This window comes from Pseudosulfitobacter sp. SM2401, from assembly GCF_042932805.1.
GTDB lineage: Bacteria > Pseudomonadota > Alphaproteobacteria > Rhodobacterales > Rhodobacteraceae > Ascidiaceihabitans.
Genome location: NZ_CP170633.1, coordinates 3,781,715 through 3,799,142 on the forward strand (window position 1 = coordinate 3,781,715; position 17,428 = coordinate 3,799,142).

At 56.4% G+C, this 17,428-nt stretch carries 15 protein-coding genes and 1 tRNA gene; 6 read left to right on the plus strand and 10 right to left on the minus strand.

The genetic code is table 11. The features are described 5' to 3' along the window. Positions 1-179: 179 nt before the first annotated feature. From ACFIO0_RS18565 to ACFIO0_RS18585, 5 genes are all read right to left on the minus strand, one after another. The gene (locus ACFIO0_RS18565) at positions 180-1,202 is read right to left on the minus strand and encodes an extracellular solute-binding protein (RefSeq protein WP_390911885.1); all 1,023 of its coding nucleotides are present in this window, start codon (positions 1,200-1,202) and stop codon (positions 180-182) included. Between the two features lie 116 nt (positions 1,203-1,318). Beyond that, complete coding sequence (locus tag ACFIO0_RS18570; RefSeq protein WP_390911886.1) at positions 1,319-3,364, minus strand: FAD-dependent oxidoreductase; 2,046 nt, start codon at positions 3,362-3,364, stop codon at positions 1,319-1,321. A gap of 9 nt (positions 3,365-3,373) precedes the next feature. Further along, a complete protein-coding gene (locus tag ACFIO0_RS18575; RefSeq protein ID WP_390911887.1) occupies positions 3,374-4,144 on the minus strand; it encodes a 5-oxoprolinase subunit PxpA in 771 nt (256 codons plus the stop codon). 4 nt (positions 4,145-4,148) lie between these two features. Next, positions 4,149-5,165, minus strand: coding sequence for a biotin-dependent carboxyltransferase family protein (locus ACFIO0_RS18580; RefSeq protein ID WP_390911888.1), 1,017 nt, complete (start codon positions 5,163-5,165; stop codon positions 4,149-4,151). Next, on the minus strand, positions 5,162-5,920 hold the full coding sequence (locus tag ACFIO0_RS18585) for a carboxyltransferase domain-containing protein (RefSeq protein ID WP_390911889.1): 759 nt from the start codon (positions 5,918-5,920) through the stop codon (positions 5,162-5,164). The genes ACFIO0_RS18580 and ACFIO0_RS18585 overlap by 4 nt, the downstream gene beginning before the upstream one ends. 120 nt (positions 5,921-6,040) lie before the next feature. On the opposite strand from ACFIO0_RS18585, the gene ACFIO0_RS18590 reads away from it, so the two are divergent. After that, positions 6,041-7,555, plus strand: a complete 1,515-nt coding sequence (locus ACFIO0_RS18590; protein WP_390911890.1) for an AMP-binding protein — start codon at positions 6,041-6,043, stop codon at positions 7,553-7,555. Here ACFIO0_RS18590 and ACFIO0_RS18595 read toward each other — a convergent pair. Continuing rightward, positions 7,552-8,769, minus strand: coding sequence for a DNA glycosylase AlkZ-like family protein (locus tag ACFIO0_RS18595; protein ID WP_390911891.1), 1,218 nt, complete (start codon positions 8,767-8,769; stop codon positions 7,552-7,554). The genes ACFIO0_RS18590 and ACFIO0_RS18595 overlap by 4 nt on opposite strands. Next, positions 8,766-9,800, minus strand: coding sequence for a LacI family DNA-binding transcriptional regulator (locus tag ACFIO0_RS18600; protein WP_390911892.1), 1,035 nt, complete (start codon positions 9,798-9,800; stop codon positions 8,766-8,768). Before ACFIO0_RS18600 ends, ACFIO0_RS18595 begins: the two co-directional genes overlap by 4 nt. A 122-nt stretch (positions 9,801-9,922) precedes the next feature. Between ACFIO0_RS18600 and ACFIO0_RS18605 the strand changes: the two genes are divergently transcribed. From ACFIO0_RS18605 to ACFIO0_RS18625, 5 genes are all read left to right on the plus strand, one after another. Beyond that, positions 9,923-9,999 (plus strand) — tRNA-Arg (locus ACFIO0_RS18605). A 224-nt stretch (positions 10,000-10,223) separates the two neighbouring features. Next, a complete protein-coding gene (locus ACFIO0_RS18610; protein WP_390911893.1) occupies positions 10,224-11,009 on the plus strand; it encodes a hypothetical protein in 786 nt (261 codons plus the stop codon). Next, positions 11,006-11,479, plus strand: a complete 474-nt coding sequence (locus ACFIO0_RS18615; protein WP_390911894.1) for a plasmid mobilization protein — start codon at positions 11,006-11,008, stop codon at positions 11,477-11,479. Before ACFIO0_RS18610 ends, ACFIO0_RS18615 begins: the two co-directional genes overlap by 4 nt. Further along, positions 11,473-12,996, plus strand: coding sequence for a relaxase/mobilization nuclease domain-containing protein (locus ACFIO0_RS18620; protein ID WP_390911895.1), 1,524 nt, complete (start codon positions 11,473-11,475; stop codon positions 12,994-12,996). Before ACFIO0_RS18615 ends, ACFIO0_RS18620 begins: the two co-directional genes overlap by 7 nt. Positions 12,997-13,109: 113 nt before the next feature. Continuing rightward, complete coding sequence (locus ACFIO0_RS18625; RefSeq protein ID WP_390911896.1) at positions 13,110-13,625, plus strand: hypothetical protein; 516 nt, start codon at positions 13,110-13,112, stop codon at positions 13,623-13,625. Positions 13,626-13,849: 224 nt separating this feature from the next. Here the strand turns inward: ACFIO0_RS18625 and ACFIO0_RS18630 are convergent, their stop codons facing one another. Genes ACFIO0_RS18630 through ACFIO0_RS18640 form a run of 3 tightly spaced genes read right to left on the minus strand, consistent with a single transcriptional unit; the run spans position 13,850 to position 17,398 of the window. Then, positions 13,850-14,683, minus strand: coding sequence for a DUF6339 family protein (locus ACFIO0_RS18630; protein ID WP_390911897.1), 834 nt, complete (start codon positions 14,681-14,683; stop codon positions 13,850-13,852). Next, positions 14,676-15,518, minus strand: coding sequence for a hypothetical protein (locus ACFIO0_RS18635; RefSeq protein ID WP_390911898.1), 843 nt, complete (start codon positions 15,516-15,518; stop codon positions 14,676-14,678). The genes ACFIO0_RS18630 and ACFIO0_RS18635 overlap by 8 nt, the downstream gene beginning before the upstream one ends. Beyond that, positions 15,515-17,398, minus strand: a complete 1,884-nt coding sequence (locus ACFIO0_RS18640; RefSeq protein ID WP_390911899.1) for a hypothetical protein — start codon at positions 17,396-17,398, stop codon at positions 15,515-15,517. The genes ACFIO0_RS18635 and ACFIO0_RS18640 overlap by 4 nt, the downstream gene beginning before the upstream one ends. Positions 17,399-17,428: the final 30 nt, after the last annotated feature.

Consider the following 17,428-nt stretch of genomic DNA (forward strand, 5'->3'; position numbering starts at 1 on the left):
CGTCCTGCAGTGAAACATCTATCTGCAGTCAGAATGGCGTATGACGTGGAAAACTGCAACTCTGGCAGAACGTCGCGGGGTGTTTGTCTGTGGACCAAGGCTCAGAATCTGATGTCCAATTGACAAAAAACGCCCGCAGTGAGTGCGGGCGTTTAAACACTTAGAACTGATCTGAACGGTTACTTCCAACCAACAGTATCAAAGATTTTCTGCGCCACAGGGACGTTCTTGGCCACAGCGCTCAGATCAACTGCGTCGGCTTTAAACTCACCCAATTTCGCGACAGACGGACTCAGCGGTACACCCGCAACAGCCGGGAATTCATCGTTGCCCGCAGAGAAATACACCTGCGCCTGTTCTGATGCTAAATACTCAAGAAACTTAACCGCATTGTCCTTGTTCGGCGCATTGGCCGCAACGCCGGCTCCGGACAGGTTCATGTGCGCGCCTTCTGCATCTTGCGATGGGAACACCCAACCGATCATGTCGATGTCAGATGTCACGCCCTTGACGTCTTTGCGCAGCGAACGGGCAAAGTAATAGGTGTTGGAAATCGAGATTTCGCACTCGCCAGATACCAATCCGCGCAGCTGATCCGTATCGCCGCCTTGTGGGTCACGGGCAAAGTTATCAACGAAGCCTTGGGCCCAAGCGGTCGCCGCTTCTTCGCCGTGGTTTTCGATGACCGCGGACAACAGCGTTTGTGAATACACGTTCGAGGACGAGCGGTGGCAGACCATGCCCTTGTACGCAGGATCGGCCAGATCAAGGTAGGTCATCGGTGGGTTTTGTACGTCGTTTTTATCGTAAAAGATAATGCGCGCGCGTTGCGAAAACCCGAACCATTGATTGTCAGAATCCTGCAAGTTGCTCGGGATGCGTTCCTCGAGCAGGGCACTTTCGGTTGCTTGCAAAACGCCGGCGTCTTTGGCGCGCTCCAGACGAGACGTGTCGACCGTCAACAACACATCCGCAGGTGAATTTGCGCCCTCGGCTTGCATGCGTGCGATCAATTCGTCGGCCTTGCCTTCGATGCGATTGATGGTGATGCCGGTCTGCTCAGTGAAATCTGAGTACAGCCGTTCGTCGGTGTCATAGTGGCGTGAGGAATACAGGTTCAGTTCGCCTTCTGCCTGCGCTTCGGCTGCGATGCCAGTTGCGATCAGGGCGGCAAGTGTAGTGATTTTGACGTTAGTAGACATGTGGATCCTCGTTTGGGTTTAACACAAATATTTAACTGACTGTTTTAGTCAATTACCTGATTCCACACGTATTGCAAGGATGTTGACTAAATTAGTCGGAAATTAATTGAGACCATCTAAATGTCTTTCATCAACCGCAGCGCATCGTAGATCGCCGCATGCGTGTTGCGCGCAGATACGGCGTCGCCAATGCGAAACAGTTGGAATGACCCCTCTGGATTTCGCGAAATTGTCTGAGGATTACCGGCGATCAAAGCATCATGATCAACCGCGCCGCCGTTCACTGACAGCGGTTTTAGGTCGAAATACAAATCGTCCAAGGGTAAAGTGCCGTAGTTGACGACAACCTGATCGTAGGATTTCTCGGTCTTTAGATCGCTGTAATCGGTCCCGATCGTCGCCGTCAGTTGGTTGCCATCGCGCACGACATTCAGCAGCCGGCGCGTCACAGTAAAGGTCACGTCCTTGTCCTGCAAATTGCGCATGTAGGGCACCAAATTCATCGCCATGATGTCTGGCGAAAACGTCCGGTCGGGCGTCATGATTTCGACTTTGGTACCGGCATTCGCAGCTGTTTCTGCGGCCATCAATGCCGGGTGATCACCGCTTTCGTCGTAGATCAGTATGTTACCGGCAGGGGCAACATCACCCGCGATCATGTCCCACGCCGAGATGGCCAGAGATTGTTCCTGCTTGCTCTCGAACAGTTCCATGTTGGGCATGCCGCCTGTGGCGATGATGACCACGTCCGGGTTCAATTCTGTCACGTCCTGCGCCTCGGCCCAGGTGTTGAACCGGAATTCGACGTCACGGGCAGCGCACTGTGACATGCGCCAGTCAATGATCGAGATCATCTCGCGCCGTCGCGGGTTTTGTGCCGTCAAACGGATTTGCCCGCCGGGGTCACCTGCCGCCTCAAAAACCGTCACATCGTGCCCGCGCATGGCGGCCACCCGCGCGGCCTCTAGTCCCGCAGGGCCAGTGCCAACAACCACAACCTTTTTGCGCGTGTCACTAGGTGTGATGTCGTGCGGCATAGACAGTTCGCGCCCTGTCGCTGCGTTGTGAATGCATAGCGCCTCGCCCGCTTGATAGATGCGATCAAGGCAGTAGGTGGCCCCGACGCAGGGGCGGATGTCGTCTTCGCGTCCTTCGATCAATTTCCGCACAATGTGCGGGTCGGCCATGTGCGCGCGGGTCATCCCGACCATGTCCAGCAGGCCGCTGGCAACAGCGTGGCGCGCAGTCGCAAGATCAGGGATTTTCGCGGCGTGGAACGTGGGCATACCGGTGGCCGCTTTGACCGCGCCTGCGAAATCCAGATGCGGGGCGTTGGCCATACCTTGCACCGGAATAAGATCGGTCATGGCGGGATCAGTGTGAATGCGCCCGCGTACGACGTTCAGAAAATCAACCTTACCCGTCGCCGTCAGCCGTTTGGAAATCTCGAGCCCTTCTGCGGGGTCGATCCCACCGGCTTCTGCCTCGTCCGCAGTATAGCGCAGCCCGACGATGAACTTTTCACCAACACGGTCGCGGATAGCGGCCAGAATATCGAGCGGGAATTTCATGCGGCTGTTCAGCGTCGCGCCGCCGTAAGGCCCATCCAGATCGTTTGTCAAAGGCGACCAGAATTGATCGATCAAATGGCCATAAACCTGCAATTCAATCCCGTCCATGCCGCCCGCTTGCATCCGTTCTGCAGCGTCGGCGAAATCAGAAATGATCCGCTCAATATCCCAGTCTTCGGCCAGTTTCGGGAACGCGCGATGCGCCGGTTCGCGGTGTTTGGACGAGGACACAGAAGGCAGCCAGTCGCCTTTGTTCCACGTGGTCCGCCGCCCCAAATGGGTCAGCTGGATCATCGCCGCACAACCGTGTTCGTGCAGCGCATCGGTCAGGCGTTGAATGTGTGGAACCACCTCGTCCTTGTAGGCAAGAATGTTGTTGAACACCGGTGGGCTGTCGCGTGACACAGCGGCTGACCCTGCGGTCATCGCCAGCGCAACACCGGCTTTGGCCCGCTCTGCGTGGTAGGCCACGTAGCGGTCGGTTGGCATGCCGCCTTCGGGGTAGGCCGGTTCATGGCTGGTCGTCATGATGCGGTTTTTCAACGTCAAATGTTTAAGCTGGAACGGCTGTAAAAGAGGATCGTTTGACATGGGTCTTCCTTACGCACTGCGGCCTAGAAACTGGGTGACGTTGATATTCTCTGCCACAAGCGCGTCGCGCACAGCTTGGGCCATTTGCACGGCGGTTGGTCCATCACCGTGCAGGCAAATCGTGTCAATCGGGGTGGGAATGTGTTTGCCGGATTCGGTAATGATCGCTTGCGCTAGGACCATGTCGACCATGCGCTGACCGGCGATACTGGCGTCATGAATCACCGCGCCCGGCAGCGATCGATCAACCAGCGTCGCATCGTCATTGTAGGCGCGATCGGCAAAGATTTCGCAGGCGTAGGAACAGCCCAGCGATTTCACCGCGGACACTTGCGCCGTCGCGGCAAGGACCATCACGATCAAGTCCGGATCAACCTGCAACGCGGCCTCGTAACAGGCGCGCGCCATGGCCTCGTCTTCGCAGGTCATGTTGGACAATGCGCCGTGCAGTTTCAGGTGGCGGACCTTGACGCCAAGCGCCTTTGCCATGCCAAGCGATGCCCCAACTTGGACGCGGATCGAGTTTTGCAACGAGGCGATGGGGATATTCATGCGCCGCCGTCCGAACCCTTGAAGGTCGGCAAAACCGGGGTGTGATCCGATTCCAACGTCGTTGTCGCGCGCCATCCGCATCGTAGCTGCCATTACATCAGGATCACCCGCATGCGCGCCGCACGCGATGTTGGCCGAGGTTACGACATTCAGCAATCCTGCGTCGTCGCCCATCTTCCAAGGGCCAAAGCTTTCGCCCATGTCGGCATTCAAATCGACCTTAAGCATCGGGTTATCCTTCGTCTTTTGCGGTGGCAGAAATGGCGCCGCTGATCAGTTGGTAACTTAGCAAATCTTGCATGGTTGCAGGGTCGCGCACGAGCGGTTTTACGACACGCCGCATGTTCGCCAGCGACGTGTTCGCGCGGGCTTGGATCGTGGCGGCCTGATCAAAGGTCAGAAATTCGAATTGCAGCGTGCCGCCAATGGGGGCTTGCGACACCTTCGACAGATCGGCAGGCAACACGGTGCCAATGCGCGGATAGCCTCCCGTCGTCTGACATTCGTGCATCAGCACAAACGGTGTGCCGTCGCCCGTGATCTGGATGTCGCCAGGCACCACAATTTCCGACACGATGTTCAACTGACCAGAGGCGTGAAACCCGTCGCCGTCAAAATCCATCCGCATCCCTTGGCGATTGCCACGCGGGTCACGACGGAACTTTGTCGCCTCGAAGCGCGCGCGGGTTTCATCCGAAAATTTGTCGGTCTGCACGCTGGGCACCACACGGATTGTACCACCGTCAAGACGCGGTTCGGGGATCAGATGCAGCCCGGTTTCGGTGCCACTGTCGGCCAAAGCGTTCAGCGTGTCGCCAACCGCAATCAGTTGCCCAAGACCCGCAGATAAATGCGATCCGCGTGTGCCAAGATGCAGCGGCGTGTCAAACCCACCACCAACGTGCAGGTAGCCAAACGTGCCACGCCGCGCCGCGCCGATGGCCAAAATCGCGCCTTTGGGCAGCAGGTGGGACGCGTTCCAATGCACAGGATCACCGTCGATGGTTGCGGTCATGTCGGCCCCTGTCAGGGCGATGCGCATGTCGGCGGTGGCCTCAAACGTGCCACCCATTCCAGCCATTTCTAACGCGGCCATTTCGGGCGCGTGGTGCAGCAATGCGGCCCCCTCGTACAGGGCTGTCGGGTCTGACGCCCCACCACGGGTTAGGCCATTTGCCAGAAATCCGGGCCGGCCCAAATCCTGGATTGCGCAGGCGGGGCCGATGCTACGAACGATCAGCGCGCTCATGGAATCGCCTCGCGTTGTGCGCCGCCTAAACCGTCTTTGACGGAGGCTTCGATTTTGGCGAATTCAGTCTCTGATACAGGGTCAAAGATCATTTCATCCCCTGCGCGCAGAACAAATGGCTCGTCCGCCCAGGGCCGAAAACTAAGGAAGCCGGTTTGCCCGACGTGTCGCCATCCAGTCGGCGTGTCGTAGGGAAACAGGCAAAACTGGCGCACGGCTGTGACCAAAGCACCGGCAGGCACGCGCGGTGTAATTTGCGACAAACGCGGGATTTCCCAGTGATCGGGCAGGGTGCCAAGATAGGGCTGGCCGGGGGCAAATCCGATGGTCAATGCGCGCATGGTTGTGGTCGACAGATCCGTGATCGCTTCGTTCACGCTGCGCCCAGCCATGTCTGCGGCCTCTTGCAATTGCGGGGCGCGATCCGTGCCAAACAACGTCGGGACACGCCATAGAGTTCGACCATCGGGCAACGGTGCATCCAGCCAATTTTGTGTGCCCAGCAGGTCGCGCAAACGTTCGACCAACGGCTCTGGTCGGTGGGCGGCCAGATCGATACGAAAAAACGCAGACACAAGGGTCGAGTTGCTTTCCTCGATCTCCGTCCAGTCCTGGTCTTTGACAGCCGCGCGAAACGCAATCGCAGCCCGATTGGCCGGCTCTGACAAGACAGGCGAGAACGTCACAAGAATACCGGCCAGTCCCACAGTTTTGATCTGCGGCCAGTCGTCATGTGATGGGGTGTTTGCAGTCATATAGCCAACTTTGCGCCTCTGGTTCCGGGGTAGCCTAGGGGCAGGTGCCGTGGCCCGCAAGCAGGGGTTGGCGCGATTGTGCGATCCGGTCTAGAACAGTCCAAACATCAGGAGACGACCGTGGCCAACCCGCTTTTTGATCGACTATTTGCACGCCACATTGGATCGGCCGCACCGTTTCTGCATTTGCCGGGTGGTGGACGGTTAAGTTATGGCGATTTCCTGACCCAAGCGGCGCGTTTTGCCGGGGTCATTCGGACCGCAGGTCTGGAACCGGGCGACAGGTTGGCCGTACAAATCAACAAGTCGCCTGAGGCCTTGGCTGTCTACGCGGCATGCGCGATTACGGGTGTCATTTTCTTGCCGCTGAATACTGCGTATGCACCAGCCGAAGTGTCGTATTTCTTGTCAGACAGCGGGGCCGCATTGTTTCTTTGTGACCCGTCCAAATTGGACAGCCTGACCGAAGTGGCAGCAACCGCCGGTGCGCAGATCATGACCTTGGGCAGCTCGGGTGACGGCAGTTTTGCAGAAGCTGCCAAGACCGAGATTGCGCAGTTCAAAGTGGCTGACTGCAGCGAGGACGACCTTGCCGCGTTCTTGTACACCTCTGGCACAACGGGGCGATCCAAAGGCGCGATGCTGAGCCAGCGTAATCTGTTGTCCAACGCCGAAACGCTGACCAACTTGTGGCAATTCAGTGAACGTGATGTGCTGCTGCACGCCTTACCGATCTTTCACACGCACGGGCTGTTTGTTGGTACGAATGTGATGCTGATCGCCGGTGGCGCGATGTTGTTTCTACCTAAATTCGACGTGGATCAGATGGTCGCCAACATGACGCGTTCCACGGCGATGATGGGTGTGCCGACGTTTTATACACGCCTGCTGGATCATCCAGAATTTGACGCCGATCTGACGCAGCATATGCGGGTGTTCATCTCGGGTTCCGCGCCGATGTTGTCTGAAACACACGCCCAGTTTCAGGCGCGGACTGGCCACACGGTGCTGGAACGCTACGGGATGACCGAGACGAATATGAACACCTCGAACCCGTATTCGGGGCAGCGCAAACCGGGCACTGTCGGGTTGCCGTTGGCCGGTGTTGAATTAATAATATGTGACCCTAATACAGGGCAAGAGGTCGAGCAGGGTGAAATCGGCGTGATCGAAGTACGCGGCGACAACGTGTTTCAAGGCTATTGGAACATGCCGGAAAAGACAGCCGAAGAATTGCGCGGCAACGGGTTTTTCATCACCGGTGATTTGGCGCAAGTGGACACAGATGGCTACGTCACAATCGTTGGACGCGGCAAGGATTTGATCATTTCTGGTGGCTTCAACATCTACCCAAAAGAGCTGGAAATGATCCTCGATGATCAGCCCGGCGTTTTGGAAAGCGCGGTGATCGCGGTGCCGCATGCGGACATGGGCGAAGCGGCACTGGCCATTTTGGTGCGCTCAGGTGGTGGCCCGGATTTGGACGCGATCAAAGCGATGATGTCGCTGGATGTCGCCCGTTTCAAACACCCGCGCGATTACATTGTCGTTGACGCATTGCCACGTAACACGATGGGTAAGGTGCAGAAAAACGTGATGCGTGACAGCTATGGCGATTGGTTTTCTAAGTCCTAGAATTGGTCGATGCGCAGCCAGTTATTGTCGAATTCGACGGTACTAACACCAGCCAGTTTGGTCAGCCTTTGCACCTCTGAATCAAACGCTTTGGCACGCGCGGGGGTCCAACGCACACCACGTTCCAGCCACAAGGCTTTGACGCGCAAAACGTCCTGATCGCGGAACGCTTTCATGTCGACACGACCAACTAAACGATCCCCCTCGAGCAGCGGAAAAACGTAGTAGCCGTACTTGCGTTTGGGTTCGGGTACGAACATTTCGACGGTGAAATCAAACCCGAACAGGCGGCTGGCGCGCTTGCGATCGCGCAAGGCTGGATCAAACGGGCTAAGCACGCGCAGGCGCGACGTCGGTTTGATCAACTGCGCAGGATCATCAGCGATGTCAGGACGGGCAAACGCAGGTTTAAGCTGTTTGTCAGCCCCTTCGATCATGATTTGGATGATATCACCGCGCTCGCCCGCCCGCGTACACCACGTTTTCGCCTCGGCAGGGGTGATATGCGCCCAGAATGCCGCGATTTCAGCATGGGTTCCAAACCCCAACCGGTCGAGCGCTTGATTGCAGCACCAATCAATCGTTTCGGCCTCGTCAGGGCCAAGGTTCGTGTCGCACAATTGCTGATCCAGCACCCGGTCCGTCAGGTCATAGCGTTTCTGAAAACCGTCACGACCGACAACGCACAACGCGCCACTGCGCCACAAATATTCCAGTGCAGTTTTGGACGGATGCCAATCCCACCATCCGCCAGAGCCGCGTTTTTCATCCTTGCCCACGTCGGCAGAACAGCATGGGCCCTGTTCGCGAATTTGGTCCAGTACGGCTTGGATTTTGCTCTCGAACCCTTCGCGTCGACCTTCTTTCCAGTGGCCTTTCAGGCGCGTCGCATCGCGGTTTCGTCGCATCTGCCACTGTGGATAAAACTCTAGCGGAATCACAGCTGCATCGTGGGTCCAATGTTCAAACAATGTGCGGTCATGTTCGTAAACCGATTTTAGAACCTTTGGCTGGTACTGCGCCTTTCGCGTGAACAGGATCAAGTCATGGGCCCGCGCGACCGTATTGATGCTGTCGAGTTGGACAAAGCCGAGCTTGGTCACAACATTCAAAATATCGGCGTTTTTGGCAGGGCCCGTCGGCGCATCACTTAGCAAATGACGGTGCATAAACACCCGCCGCGCGGCGCGATTGGTTAGGACAAAATCGCTCACACGCGCCGATTGCGACGCAGGGTATCGCCATAGCTGATGGTCGGGGTCAGCGTTTGCAAAACAGGGGCGTCATCGGCACCGTCAGCGTTGCGATCCACGATAATTTGCGCGGCAGCACGCCCGATTTCCAGACGACAGGCATCCATGGTTGCCAGCTTGCGCGGCAGGCCTTGCAGCAGTTCCACATCGTTAAAACCAGCGAGGCCAATTTGGCCCGGAACATCAATCCCTTGGTCCAGCAACCACAGCAAACCACCAGCACCAATCATGTCGTTTGAATAGTACAAGAAATCCAGATCAGGCGAGCGTTCCAGCATCGCTTGGGTCATTTCACGCCCCTTCGCAAGCGCCGATCCGCCCGAGTAAAATTCGCGATCCTCGATTTCGACACCAGCTTTTGCCAAACCTTCGGTAAAGCCTTCGAACCGTTTGCGGGCACGGTGATCAAGCGGCATCTTTGTGCCCATAAACCCGATGTGTTCGTAGCCTTGTTTCAGGATCGCTTTGGCCATTTCCTGACCTGCACGACGGTGCGAAATGCCGATCATCGAGTCTACGGCGCGCCCGTCGGCGTCCATGATTTCGACCACCGGAATGCCTGCATTGTTCATCATGGCACGCGCAGCGTCGGTGTGTTCAAGCCCTGCTAAAATCACGCCAGAGGGCCGCCACGACAACATCTCGTACAGCACACGCTCTTCTTTTTCGGGCATATAATCCGTGACACCAACGACGGGCTGCAACGGCGTGTCCTCGAACACTTGATTGATGCCGTTCAGAACCTCGGGAAATACCATGTTGGACAGCGACGGAATGATGATTGCGACCAAATTCACACGCTGACTGGCCAATGATCCTGCGATCTGGTTGGGGACATAGCCCAGCTCCTTTGCTGCGGCGAGCACGCGTTTGCGGGTCGCATCGCTGACGTCACCACGATTGCGCAACACGCGACTGACGGTCATTTCAGAGACGCCGGATGCTTCGGAAACGTCACGCAATGTCAGCGGGCGGCGCGGGGATTGGGTCAATGCAGGTATCCTGTAAATTGTTAGCCTAACGCTAGCGCAAACGAGGGCAATGTTTCAAGCACATCACGCGTAACAGTGTGGGGATGACAATGCGCCGCTGGTGGATTAGATCGGATGTGCGTGGCCCCGTGGCTCAACTGGATAGAGCAGCCCCCTCCTAAGGGGCAGGTTGCAGGTTCGAATCCTGCCGGGGTCACCAAAAACACCTGTAAAATATGGCTTATTTACAGGGCTTTGTGCGGTCGCTTGCAGAAAGTCCCGTGAGCTTTCGGGTCGAATTCTGCTGAAACGGCGGAAATCTCGTACAAAACCTGTACAAAATTCGCACGTCTTTGCGTCTTTGGGGGCCTTCCAATGAGCTGGCGGGTGGCAAACACATGCGCGGAACGGAAGTTCGGCAGCGCAACGCGAAAGCAGATCATCATGTTCCTGGCTGACAAAGCAAGCGATGACGGCTCCGGCATTTGGTGCTCCAAGGGCACAATCCAGCGACATACCGAGCTAGGGGAGACCACAGTCAAGCGAACCGTGCGCGACTTCCTGAAGGAAGGCATTCTGGTCGAGACCGGCGCACGCACCTGCAAGAATGGTTTCACCGTCGTTTACCGGATTGATCTGGCCAAGGTCGAGGCGCTGGAAACGACCGCAGAGCCCGAGATTGAGACGGGGTCCACAGTGGCCCCCGTCCAGTCTGGCCCCGGTACGGGGGCCACTGTGGCCGGGGTACCGGGGCCACCACGGCCCCCAAACCATCCTAAAACCATCCATAAACCACCTACGCGCAGGCGCGAGGCGGCGGGGGATGAAGAGGCTGAGAAGATTTTGGCGACGTATCCAACCGACCGATTGCGGGGCGAAGCGGCCTGTCTTGCCCAGATCGAAGAGGTCATGAAGGAAGGTATCAGGCCGGAGGACTTGCGGCAGGCCGTCCAAGCCTACGCCAACGGTAGCGCAGGTTTCACCCGCTCCAAGGTCTGCTTTTCCGACAACTGGTTTCAGACGCGGCGCTGGCAGGCCTATGTCGAGAAGCAGGCCGAAGACCGGGAGAAGGCGGCAGCGTTGCAGGCTGACCATCATGCGCGGCTGGCGTGCTGGATCAGTGATCGCAGCCCGATGTGCAAACACATCACGGGCACCCAAGTCACGGCTTTGCTCGCCTCGAAACTGGTGACGCAGGCGCAAATCCAAGCCGCAGGCCTCAGATCATGACCGCTACCGATCCCACTGAAGAGCAAACAGCAAGGCGACCCATGTCATACGCTGGCGCTGCTGACACGGGACCTTGCGAGGGGCGGCTAGCCTCCCCTTCGAACCCCACCGGCGCGGGAAAAGCCCGCACCAAAGAGCCGCTGACCGAGACGTTCGTCTTTCGGTGCTCGGCGACAGAGAAGGCCGAGCTGCGCGCCAAAGCCGAGGCTGCTGGCCTTCCCGCTGCAACCCTGCTGCGCGAGGCGCTTGGCCTGACGGAGGCCCGCCGTCGCAAGCCCATCCCCCGCGTTGATCCTGCGCTGGTGCTGGCCGTCGGTCGCATCGGCGGCAACCTCAATCAGATCGCCCGCTGGCTGAACCGCGCGATGTTGGCGGGCCGTGTCGACCTCGATGCGCTGACCGTTGCCCGCCGCTTGTTGACCATCGAACGCCAGCTTGCCCAGATCGTCGAGGCTGCCCGCCGATGCTGATCAAGTTCTTCCGCAACGGCAAAGGCGCGGGCGCTGGTCCGGTCGGCTACCTCGTGGCGGACAAGGTGCTGGCCTATGACGACAACCGCGACCTGATCCGCGATGCCGACGGCCAGCCGATGACGGTCACGCGCGAGCCACTGCCCGAGGTCCTGCGCGGCAACCCTGACCGCACCGAAGCCTTGATCGACGCCAGCCGACATCAGTGGACCTACCGCGCGGGGGTAATCAGCTTTGCCGCAACCGATGCCCCGACCAAGGAACAGCAGGCCGAGGTCATGGACCACTTCGAGCGTCTGGCCTTCGCGGGGCTGGACCCGACGCAATATGACGTGCTTTGGGTCCGACATACCCACGAAGACCGCGTCGAGCTTCACTTCTGCACACCGCGCTTGGAGCTGACCTCGGGGAGGAGCCTGAACATCGCGCCGCCCGGTTATGAGAAAGCCTTCGACAGCCTGCGCGACGTGATGAACCAGCGCCACGGCTGGGCCGATCCGATGGAACTGGAGCGCGCCCAGGAGGTGCGCGACACCATCGAGACCCCAACCCGCGCTCAAGGACGGGACGAGCTGCATGCGTGGCTGCAAGACCAGGTCAGCGTCGGCCTGATCACCGACCGCGCCAGCATGGTCGACGCTCTCGCCGACGCAGGCTTCGACCTGCCCCGCGTCGGTAAAGCATACCTGACCGCCCAAGACCCGGACACCGGCGAGCGCTGGCGTTTGAAAGGAGAGATATTCCATGAAGACTGGCAAGCCGACCCGGTTGAGCGAGAAGCTGAACGCGGAACTGGACACGATCCGGCAGGACTACGCCGCCTCGATGGCATCGCAATTGGAGAGCTTCAGGACCGATTTGAACGCCATTGCGACCAACGCGCAGCGTACAATCGAGACCGATATCCGCACATTTCTGCGACAGAACAAGAGCTGGCTGACGATCTCGCCCTGGCTGATCACGGGGACATTCTTGCTGGGGATCGTCTCGATGATGGCCGCGAGCTTGCTTTGGACGCTGATGCTGGCCAGCTCGGAACTGACGGACTTGGGCCTGACGCGGATCGACAGGGAGGACGGGACATGGCTGGTGCTGGACCCGACCAAGACGAGGCTGAGGACCTGCACGCTGGGCGGCAGATCAGTGACCTGCATCAAGATCGAGGAGAACTAGATGACGACACCCCTGACAGCCTTGGAACGCGACTTGCTCGCTTGCGTCGAGCGGTTGGTGACGGCCTGCGAAACCTCAGCAAAGGAATTGAGCGGGTTAGAGGCACGCTCGACGACCAAGATGCAGAGCCAGCTGGATGGTATCGCGCAATGCGTGACGCTGCTGGTGCGTTCGCAAGCCGTGTCACTGAAAGCATTGCGTGGATTGTTGAACGAGGAAGCGAGCTACGCGACGCTCGACAAGCAACTGAGCACCAGCTTGAGCTTAGCGAAGGACGCCGAAGAGAGGCTGAGACAGAGCTAGAAGCGCGGGAGGTCGAGATGGATCGGGGGATGACGCATTAGGGTGCCGTTTGGTCAGCGGTGCCGACAAAATGACGTTCGCCTATGCTCTAACTGGCTGCAGTTTGTTCAAGATGTTATGTGAAGCAAATAATGGTCAGCAGGGACTAAGTGTTATGAATGATTACGTAGCTACGATTCGCTCTCGACGTCAAATGTCGCTGTCCGAAACCACCGAGTTTGCTTCGATAATTTACAGCTATGGAGCGGTCAAAGGCACCCTTGCACAAATCACTGACCGTGTGCTGAAGGTAGATGCCATTTGCTATGTTCGCATGGGCAACAGAATGGTAGCAACAGCCGCGCTGAAGCAGCCGGCCAATAGCTATCGCAAGAAATTAGAGTCTGAGACTAAAGCCAATGTTTCAGAAGCGGATTTCCCATTGGAAATGGGCTATGTTGTTGTCGTAGAAGGACATCGCGGAGAAAAGCTTCCTGAAAAGGGCAGGCTGTCAGATATGGTGATGGCCAAGGTGATGACACAAGCGAAAGGTCGTGGTGTTTTCGCAACTACGAAAATCGAAGTGTTCGTAGAAACTGCACTCCCCGCATTGGGCTTTGGCGTAGTAGGAAAGTACCAGAATGCCACGAAACAGACGATACATGTCTTGACCAAAGGCACACTACGATAAGCTAGCTTCTGCCTAACTGAGATGATGTCCAACTTGGAGATGGCGATAGTTCTCCGGGAGTTATGACCGTTTCCCGAACTCAGGTATTTTCCGCACCTCAGAAACCCCTGCACCATAGCCCATCGAAAAGGACGCTAAAACGCCACCTACCAAAGAATTCAAATGGACCATCAAGGCGCGCGCGGAACGCAATTCTGAGTTTTGCGTCAGCCTGAGGTGGTAGACTAGGCCGCCTGACTCGCTTTCTCACCCTTTCGAAGGGCATCATCACGGCACTTCAGAAGGATCCCGTCAGTTTCTTGAGTGGAAAGAGCTTCGAACAGCACTCCACCACCACGTATGTTCACTGCCTTCATGAAATCTCGGAATGTGATTTCGGCACCATATATGTCGGGATGATTCCGCATAGTACGGATAATACCTCGCATGAGGTCTGCTCGATTACTCAGCATAGGGCGCTCAACGAGGTTTGACCTAATGTCTGCAGTTCGAAGCAGTTCTATAAGGACGCCCTCTTGATCTTGATGATCAATCCGCTTTGCAATGTAGGCGTTCCACCAAAGCCGAGCTACGGAATTGTCGTCCCGATAGCCGGTACGGCCTCGTGCAAAATAGTGCTTCTCAACTTGGGTTATGTTCTGGTGAAGTACTTTTTTTCGCTTTTCATTTGCCTTCTCCTTCGCGCCCGTTAGCCCATCGAAGAGACCATTCTTCTCTCGAGGATCATCTTTGATCGGCCACCGCCCTCTGGTATAATCAAGGCATTCGAAGTGCGTCAAACGACTCCAGACGCGCTCTTCTGTTGCGAGCGAAGGCGTCATACCCTCGATTGCCTCGAAAACCAGCATGGAGTTGCTGATTTCGGCGGCACTCCCGCCACTTTGACTCAAAACGGCTAGTTTTTCTGGCTCGACCTCAACCGCTGAAAGTTCCATCGCCCAGCCATTTTGGTCTGTGCGGTCACCGAATCCGGAAGCACGGTACCGCTCAAGATTTCGAGATACATTTGCTCTCAGTTCAGCAAGGACACTTTCGGAAAAATACTTCAACTTATGCATTTTCAGTCAACTCCTTGAACGATTTACCTAGCTTGCCAACTGGTGAAGCCAGAAGCCTTTGCGCGCTCTCGAGAAGCGGCGCCCTCTCGATGTCGATCCCAAAATGTTCACATTTTGCGGCGAAGACACGGTACCATGGCTTGGACTCGTAGCCGGAGTTCTGCTCTCCGCGCAGGTTTTCTAGAACTTCCATAACAACGGGTAGGTAGACCGCGCTGAGTAGCAGCGGCTTGCCGTGGCTACTTCCTCGCATCAACTCGATGGACTTGAAGATTTCAAACGGCGCGAGAATGCGGATCACATCAGATTGTAGATCCAGCTTCAGCTGGCCTTCCGGAATCTCGTCGGTCCGAACTAATTCAAAAATACTCTCGAATTTCTTTAGCTTTTCCTGACCGATATTGAACCAGGTATCGTTGGCCAGTCCTATGATTTCTGATTTCCGCATCGATATCGCTGAACCATATTCAGGGTTCAAGCTTTCTGCGTTCCAGCTATCAAGTTGTTGCTTGAGCCAAATCATAGGTTTGACCTCGACGCGGCCGAACAACGTTCCTCTATCAAAACGCCAAGTGCCACTCTTGCCATCGGCTGGCCGCAGCTCAGAATAAAACGTGTCCTGACAGCGAATGAATGCACCAAGGGATGCCGCTCCACTCTCCAACAATTCACGGATTTCGGGTAAAGTTTGAGAGAATGCATAGTCGATTTCTATATCGCCAGCTGTGGACTCACGAACTTCTGTAATGCTCAGATCGAAGCGGCCGCTCTTGAAATCATCGTTGCTGTCGCTTAATACCGGATGCGGAAAGTGGCTATTAAGGTCTACCTTCATTTGGCCGCCCCCCGAACACCAAGTAACTCGATAGGACCCGAGTAATCGTCCTCGAACGTAACTTCGATCTCGACCCGATTACCTTTCGAGACGTCCACCGCCACATGGCCCTTGAAAGCGGTGCACTGATCAGATCCCGAAGCCGATGCAACCCTCAGCTCGGCTGTATCAAACACCCCAAGCGCATAAAAAGTGAGTTCAATCCTTCCGGACTCGTCTGGCGTGAAAAATACCTTGCGAACCCGAGGGGCACGCTCCACGTTTCTGACTGCTGCCAAACGGACGACATTCTGCTGGCCCTGAGTGCCTTTAGCGCCGTCACCATCTCCCGTACCGTCTCCCTGACCATCCGTGCCAGCCCCACCCGAGCCAGCGCTATTTCCAGCGCCCCCTTCATCTCCACCTAGGAATGGAGCAACAGGTCTGTGAGGTTTTGGTTTCATTCGTTTTGCAGGCGTAAACTTGATTGTTTCGGGATCATCTTCATTCGAGGGCATCTTGGATTCCTCACTGCCCGCGTCAGCAAAAAATTCGCCAAGCTCGTCCAACTTAACAGCATCCCCACCGGTGATCTCCGCATTCTCTCTGATGAGATTTCGAATTTCGACAATGAGGCGCTTCATTGCTCGAGTAACGTCCCTTTGTTTCTTTGGGTCATCAAGACGACCCGCCGAGAACGCATTGTGCTGCGGGTTCTCTAACGATTTCAGAATTTTGCTCGCTTCATTGTCAGCCGGTTCAACCATCAAGATGAAGTCGCGCGCCCCCGGAAACCGAGCAAAGCGGTCATTGAAGTGCTCAAGAGATTGCGCGATCAGCATCCCGTTGCGAATGATTGCTACGCGCTTGGGCATTCCTTCTTTGACAAGGATTTTTGCCGAGAATTCACCGAGTCCATCGATCATGAAGCGCTTGCTGGTGGCTTCTTCTGACTTTCTGCACTGAAATAGCTGCCGCGCAAGCCGGATGTCATCGCCGTGGGAAGCCTCATCAGCAGCTTCTATAATTTGGGGATCCTCAAGAAGGTCAGATAGTGTCTCGGCATTTACGAGACGCTCGTCATTCCCAACCTTGAAAATGATCTTGTTATCATCAACCGCAGCAAAAAAGTTTGAAAGTAGTGGAACTGTCATTCGATCAACCCAGTTCTCGTTGCCCCTAAAGCCAATCGAAAAAACTGAAGTTCCTTTCTGATTTCTCCGAAGCCATGTGGGGACCTGTTCTGGATCTTCAACGGCGGAGAAGTCTTCGTCATATCCCCAATAGCCCTTTGAGGTCCGCGCGGTGCCCTCTGCGTCTTTGTGGGAAACCAATTGGACCTTCCCTTGTACCGCTGACTTTTCGCCATCGCCGGATCCATAAACTGTCGAATAGAAGACAGTCCTCAGGTCAGACACGGCGAAAGTAGCGTTCTTTCCGATTCCGAATGATCCCCCCGACGTTTCGGTGGACTTGTTACTTTTGCCCGTACTCTTTACCAGCGCGTGAAATTTCGAACCGCTATCGTTAGGCGGGCCCTCTAACCCAGTCGTGTTGAAGTCTGCGATCTCGAGGACCGGTATCTCGTCTCGCGAAACGACTTGGAGGGCGTTCACGAAAAAATCGACATCTTTTTCCGTTCCGGAGAAATTTGCTGATTTAAGGCAGGCCCCGATCGTTTCGCGAAGCTTTTCGATTCCGGGGATTTCGGTTGCTCTGATCAAATGCTCTCGAAGCACCATTTCGACAGGCTCGTTATCCGCAGCATCAAGGGTGTTTTGGCCGGCCTCCCGACTACAGCTTGTGAAAGGTGTATCGCGGAAGGTCTCGATACCGGCGTGACCAAGCCCCTCCTCCTCACCCGCTTGGTTTACCAAGAATTCCAGTTTTGTTTCAGCCATCTTTACCATTCCTCACGACAACAAGACGAC